We start from the raw sequence: 5840 nt of genomic DNA, 5'->3' as shown, positions 1-5840 counted from the left end.
CGGGAGAACATGTCTTCAGATGCAGGACATGAGATTATGGTCAGCCGGAGCATTCAGGCGGAAGGAACCTTCGGAGATCTTAAAGAAAACTACAGATACAGCCGATTGAGACGCCGGGGACTGGAAAACGTAAAATTTGAGGTGCTTATTGTGGCCATGGGACACAATATCAGAAAATTAAACAACAGAAATCGGATGAGTTGCCCAGAACTCGAACGTTATGGAAAATTAAAGGAGCAGAAAAGCGAAATCTGAAAAAGATTATAAACAGTCTTTTTGAGTTTTGGCTCTTTTCAGTGCGTTCAAAAATTGACTTGAGCGGAAAAACACATCATAAAACAGGATTGAATCAGATAAAAAGCATAGAAAAAGGGGCTGTAAATCTCGCTGATGAAAAATCAGTCGAAATTTAACAGCCCCTTATTTTCGATACGATGATTGAAGCAAAAGTCTGAATATAAGATAAGTTTTAAAGCTTTAAATCGTACGAGCATGATCAACGGCAAGGTTTTCTTAAATAAAGATTGCCAGGGCTGCTAAAAATGTCACATAAAATTCGAATGAGTTCTATTTGTAAACAAATATCAAGTCTTGTCTTATGACTCTGAATCGAAACCTTCTGGGCAGAACCTCTGTTCTGCTTTCGAAAAGAGTCAGTTTGCGGATGCATCTGTTCGTTTCTAACCTGGGGGATAAAGGATCAGAACCGTTTATGCGGAAATCCTTCGAGCGAGAAGGATGCCTGTTAAGTTTTAAATTCCGGCCCAATGGCCGATCTATTATCGCCTGAGCAATGAACGATGGTCAGGTATTTGAACTTGATCAGTTTTTAGAAAAAGTTTTGAATTTCGGGCAGACGATTTTCGAGCGGATGACCTGGAATCTTTCTTTCTGGTTTCCCTGTCTGAAGATGTCTTATTTTCTGCCTTTGAGGAAGTGTCGTCATGATCCTGGTCTTCACTGGCATCTCCATGATCAGAATCTTCCTTGTCCGGGTCATCCTGATCAGCATCTTCTTTATCCGTATCTTCGCCGTTTTCTTTAGTTTTATCTTTATCTTCTTTTAAATCTTCAGAATCTTCCTTAACAGATTCAGAGGAACTTTCAGATTCATCTTTATCCTGATCGGTTTTAGAATCATCCTTGTTTTCCTGATCCTCTGCTTCAGAATTTTCTGTGTTCATTTCTTTGTCGACTGCTTCTTTGTCGATTGCTTCTTTATCTTCTGCTTCAACAATGGTCTGATCATCGTTTTCTGAATCCTTTTCGATGACATTTTCATTGTTTGTTTCATCATTTATTTCTTTATCTGCTTCATCGACTGGTTCTTCAACCATTTCTTCAGGTTCATCTTCCGGTACAATGTCGGCGATCTTTTCCTGAATCTCGTCGATGGTGCTTTCATTTAATTTTGGCTTGGCAGCCTGAGAGACGGCTTTTACTCTTCCTTCAATTGGATTGGCAAAGACGACGTTGCCATAAAGAGCTCGCAGATCGTTTAATGAAAGCTCTACTGTACGGTAGTCCTGAATGGCCACGTTCCAGTTCGGGTTGGAAACACCATCGAGGTTTCCTTCCTGAATCAGAAGCATTCCCGTGATCGGATTGACATCAAGAACAATTCCGACATGGTTGTGAGCCATATCACTGGAGAATACTGAACCGGCTTTTGGTTTGGTTGCCCGTTCAAATTTATCTGGGTGAGTTCCAAGAAGCTGATTGACACAAACATTGCCGTTTCCTGTGAATCCTGGATTGAATCCGTAGATTTCATAGAATCTGGCCCATGCAAACCAGGTGCATTGTCCCCAGAGACCTGGAGTATTGTAAGCTGAAGAGCTGCCTTTCCAGGCACTCGCGTTATTGAAGTCAGGTTCCGAATTATACCAGCCGCCAATTTCAGTAGCTTTGATCTTTCGGTTCTTGCTTCGATAGGAGAAGCCGCCAAATGTCAATGGGACATATTCTGCGTTTTCCTGAGAGGCAGGTGTGATCTGATCAATTTCACCATCGGTCTTTTTATCTTCGATGTCCTTGATCTGATCTTCTTCTGTTTTGTCAGAAACTACAGGCTTATTTTCTCCTTCTGGTTTTACACCACCCTCTTCTTCAGAGGTACCAGGTTTGTTTCCTTCATCTTCAGGTTTTTTGTTATCGTCTGTTTCATCCTTCTTATCGTCATCATCCGGATTGTCGGGATTTTCAGGATTGGAAGGATTTTCCGGCTTTTCTGAACCATCCGGTTTTTCGGGATCGTTCGGATTGTCCGGTTTTTCAGAGTCTCCTGGGTTTTCCGGTTTATCACTTTCACCAGGCTTTTCTGGGCTATCTGGTTTTTGTGAGTCATCCGGTTTTTCAGGATTTTGGGTATCGTCGCCTGGTTTTTCTGGAGTTTCTGGATCCGGGTTTTCCGGTTCAGGAGTTTCAGGCTGCTCTGGAGTATCCGGAGGTGCCGGAGTCGGTACTTCCTCTACGACCGGTGGTGGCGGAGGAGCAGTGGGTACATTGATTCGACCATCATACTGGGCAAGCCAGGAAAGCAGATTCAGAATATCCTGTGAGCAGGTCTCGTAGGTTAATGAATTGCTGTAGCGTACGGCTCTTTCAGCGATATCCGGCCAGGTCTGAAGGATGAGCTGTTGAGTCGCTGCATCGCTTGTCAGATAAAACTTATAAGCAAAGAGGGACTCCGGACCATCCATATTCCAGCTATTGATGGAGTCTGTACTCGTTATTTCCTTTCTGGTCTGTGCGCTGACAGGAAGGGAAATAGCGGAAATACTGGTTGCTGCAGCAAGCAAGGCAGTACAGAAGAGAATTCGTTTTTTACGCATTTCTTTTTTCCTATTCCTTTTCCTTATCCAAGGCTCTCGATTGAGAACACTTACAGGCTCTATTGTATACCGAAAAGGCGGCTGAGTCGCCTAAAAAATAACAATGTATGACAAATGAAGCAAAAAAATTGTGAAAGATGGTCAAATAAGGTGACAAAGATATGACTGTAATAAAACTGAAATCGCATTCGTGATTTAATCGGGTTTATGTGACCGATAATACCTGATGGAGTTAAATCTAAAACAGGGGTCGGATAAACAATATTTTGTGTGAGCGGTTCAGAATTTCAGAAGGCTTCATGAAAGAGAAAAGCGGATCATCGAAAAAAACTGTGCTCCTGTCAGTATGCTCAAATCGATGATCTGCTTTTTTACATTGTATTTGTTTTCATTCCGGAATCTTTTGAGAATGTCTTTTTCAGGCGGATCAAAAAGATCAGACCCCGGAAATTGAGTTCAATATTCATCGCAATCCAGGCTCCAAATAAGCCAAGTGGAACACTAAGCAAAGCAGCCAGCGGAATTCTGACACACCATATGGAAAGCAGATTTAAAATGGCTGGCCAGAAGGTATCGCCTTTTCCTCTGAGAATGCCAGTGATGACAATCGAGGCTCCATACATCGGTTCTGCAAAAGCTTCGATCCGCAGTACCTGGATGCCAAGCTGGGCGATTTCAGGGACTGGTGTTAACATTCCCATCAGGTACGGGGCTAAAATGAACATGGCGACTCCCGAAAGAGTCATCATGAACACGCCGATCCGGCAGATGCGCCAGGCCATCTGCTTTTGAAGATCAATTCGTCCTGCTCCGGAGCACTGACCAATAATTACGCTGGCCGCTGCAGCACACCCATATCCGGGCATATAACATAAACTTTCGGCGGTAATCGCAAAGCTGTTTGCGGCAATGGAAATCGAACCTAGGGAAGAAACAATCCGGGTAAACATAACATAAGATGAACCGGTAATGATCTGTTCAATGGAAGCAGGAAGTCCAATCTGCCAGGCTCTGCGAATAGATGTTCTCGTATAGTGGGGTTTAAGGGAACCTTTTAAAAAGGGATCCTTGAACAGGACGTGATAACTCAGAAACAGGGAAGAACAAACTTCCGCAAGGCAGGTTCCGAATGCAGCCCCCATAACCCCTAAATCCATGATAAAAATAAAGAGGTAATTGAACAGGACATCCAGAAAACACATTACGATCTGAATCAGTGATGGAAGCCTTGTGTTTCCAGCTGACTGCAGCATCTGTACGGCCCAGGAATTTAAAAGGACGAAAGGCAGGGAGAGACAAAAGACGGCCAGGTATTTTGTTGAATCGCTCAGAATGGACGATTCACCGCCAAGCCATACGGGAATGTAGGGTGAAAGCAGGATTCCAAGCAGTCCAATCAGCAGCCCGATGGCTAAGACCAGATATAATCCCTGCCGGCTCAGGCAGACTGCGTTTTTATCCTTAGCTCCAATGGCCTGGGCGCATTGAACCGAAAAACCATAGACAGCTCCGGTGCAGCTTCCGTGAATCAGCCAGGTTGAAGATGAAACTAAGCCGATACTTGCGGCTGCATCTGCTCCAAGAGATCCAGCCATACCCGCATCGATCAGCTGCATGATGGTGACTGAAAGCTGAGCCAGAATGGCCGGGCCGCTTAAAAGCAGAATCAGCTGGCTTTGAACCTGTGTAGAAAGATTTCTGCCTTCTCTTAAGTCGGCCAGAAGGCTGGCGGTATTCGTGTTTTTCATAGCAAGCAATTCGTACCACAGTTGAATAGTGAATGCAATTGGCCTGGATGATTCTGAAGCCTGAATTGATTAAAGAAAGAACTTTGGATCATTTTGAATCCAGATGATTCATGAAAAGAGTGCTCAGAGTTAGCCGATGAAAGGAAAAGATGGAATATGAAAAACAGTTTTAAACCGATAAAAAAGGTTCTGATTGCCGGGCGGGGAAGTGTAGGAATTACAGAAGGCCTGATTCTGAATGATGCATTAAATGAGGATCGAACAAATGATGATCAAAGTGCAAAGGTCAATTTTGCCTTTGTGGCTGATCCAGAGCGGATTAATCGCTATCGAAATGAGCCGTTAATTGTTGATGGCAAACCGGTTTTCTTTCCTTATGTTTCTAAGGAAGAAGAATTTGGAAAGGCAGATCTGATACTCATCGCTTCAAAGTATGGTGCGCTGCCTATGGTTATGGAGGAGATCGCTCCTTTTGTGGATAAGAATACTATCCTGATGTCTGCTATTAATGGCATTGTCTCTGAAGACGATCTTCGCAGACGATTTCCAGAGAATGTCGTTTTACGAACGATTGCCCAGAAGATGGATTCAGTCTACTCAGGCAATCAGATGAATCACACGCAGACTGGAGAACTGGTCTTTGGCGCGGATGATCCATCCCAACATGAAGCTCAGGAAAAAGTCAGAGAGCTTTTTGAACGCTGTCATCTTCCCTATGTTTTATCTGAGGATATTCTTTATGATCAGTGGAATAAACTGATGCTTAACTGTGCGATTAATGAAATCTGTGCGGCTTATGACGCAGGCTATGGCGATGTGATGAATCAGCCTGAACTGTTTGAACTGTTTATGAAATCCATGGAAGAAGTCAGGCAGACCGCCATCGCGGCTGGCATTGATCTGAAGGCAGAAGAACTTGGAAAGTGGGTAGATGCGATTAAAAAGTTAGCCTATGATGCCTTGCCAAGTATGGCTCAGGATGTCAGAGCGGGCAGAGTGAGTGAGCTTTCTTTGTTTGCGGGAACCATCGTGCCATTAGCGCATGAACATGGAATCGATGTTCCTGTTTTAGAGGATCTGTATGCCCGGATTCTGGCGATTGATGAAAAAAACCAGAATATGTAAAGATGGCAATGTCATTAAGTTAAGCAGATAGAAGCGCGAATTGCTCCGCACTTCATCGTGGTGTTCAGAATCTACCAGAAATTTTTATCTGGAATCAGCCATTTTTCGGCTTCAAGCCTCACGAATACGATAA

General features: G+C 43.7%; 4 protein-coding genes. 2 read left to right on the top strand and 2 right to left on the bottom strand.

The genetic code is table 11. The features are described from left to right. Positions 1–255: transposase (locus tag BO222_RS11645; RefSeq protein ID WP_075817320.1), on the top strand; the 255-nt coding region annotated here is incomplete at its 5' end. 524 nt (positions 256–779) lie between these two features. Here BO222_RS11645 and BO222_RS11640 read toward each other — a convergent pair. Together BO222_RS11640 and BO222_RS11635 are read right to left on the bottom strand one after the other, a co-directional pair. Then, positions 780–2834, bottom strand: coding sequence for a CHAP domain-containing protein (locus BO222_RS11640; protein WP_075820924.1), 2055 nt, complete (start codon positions 2832–2834; stop codon positions 780–782). A gap of 371 nt (positions 2835–3205) precedes the next feature. Next, the gene (locus BO222_RS11635; protein ID WP_075820923.1) at positions 3206–4582 is read right to left on the bottom strand and encodes an MATE family efflux transporter; all 1377 of its coding nucleotides are present in this window, start codon (positions 4580–4582) and stop codon (positions 3206–3208) included. A 156-nt stretch (positions 4583–4738) separates the two neighbouring features. Here BO222_RS11635 and BO222_RS11630 point away from each other — a divergent pair, with 156 nt between their 5' ends. Beyond that, positions 4739–5707 carry a ketopantoate reductase family protein gene (locus BO222_RS11630; RefSeq protein WP_075820922.1) on the top strand — a complete coding sequence of 323 codons (969 nt, stop codon included), beginning with the start codon at positions 4739–4741 and terminating at the stop codon, positions 5705–5707. Positions 5708–5840 lie beyond the last annotated feature (133 nt).

It is taken from the genome of Ileibacterium valens (assembly GCF_001945525.1).
GTDB lineage: Bacteria > Bacillota_I > Bacilli_A > Erysipelotrichales > Erysipelotrichaceae > Ileibacterium > Ileibacterium valens.
The sequence above is the reverse complement of the archived record's forward strand: the minus strand, read 5'-3'. Positions and strand labels throughout refer to the sequence as shown.

Bases quoted from the DNA above. Each gene is read 5' to 3' on its own strand.
- BO222_RS11635 (WP_075820923.1), bottom strand. From the start codon at position 4,582: ATGAAAAACACGAATACCGCCAGCCTTCTGGCCGACTTAAGAGAAGGC.
- BO222_RS11630 (WP_075820922.1), top strand. From the start codon at position 4,739: ATGAAAAACAGTTTTAAACCGATAAAAAAGGTTCTGATTGCCGGGCGG.
- BO222_RS11640 (WP_075820924.1), bottom strand. From the start codon at position 2,834: ATGCGTAAAAAACGAATTCTCTTCTGTACTGCCTTGCTTGCTGCAGCA.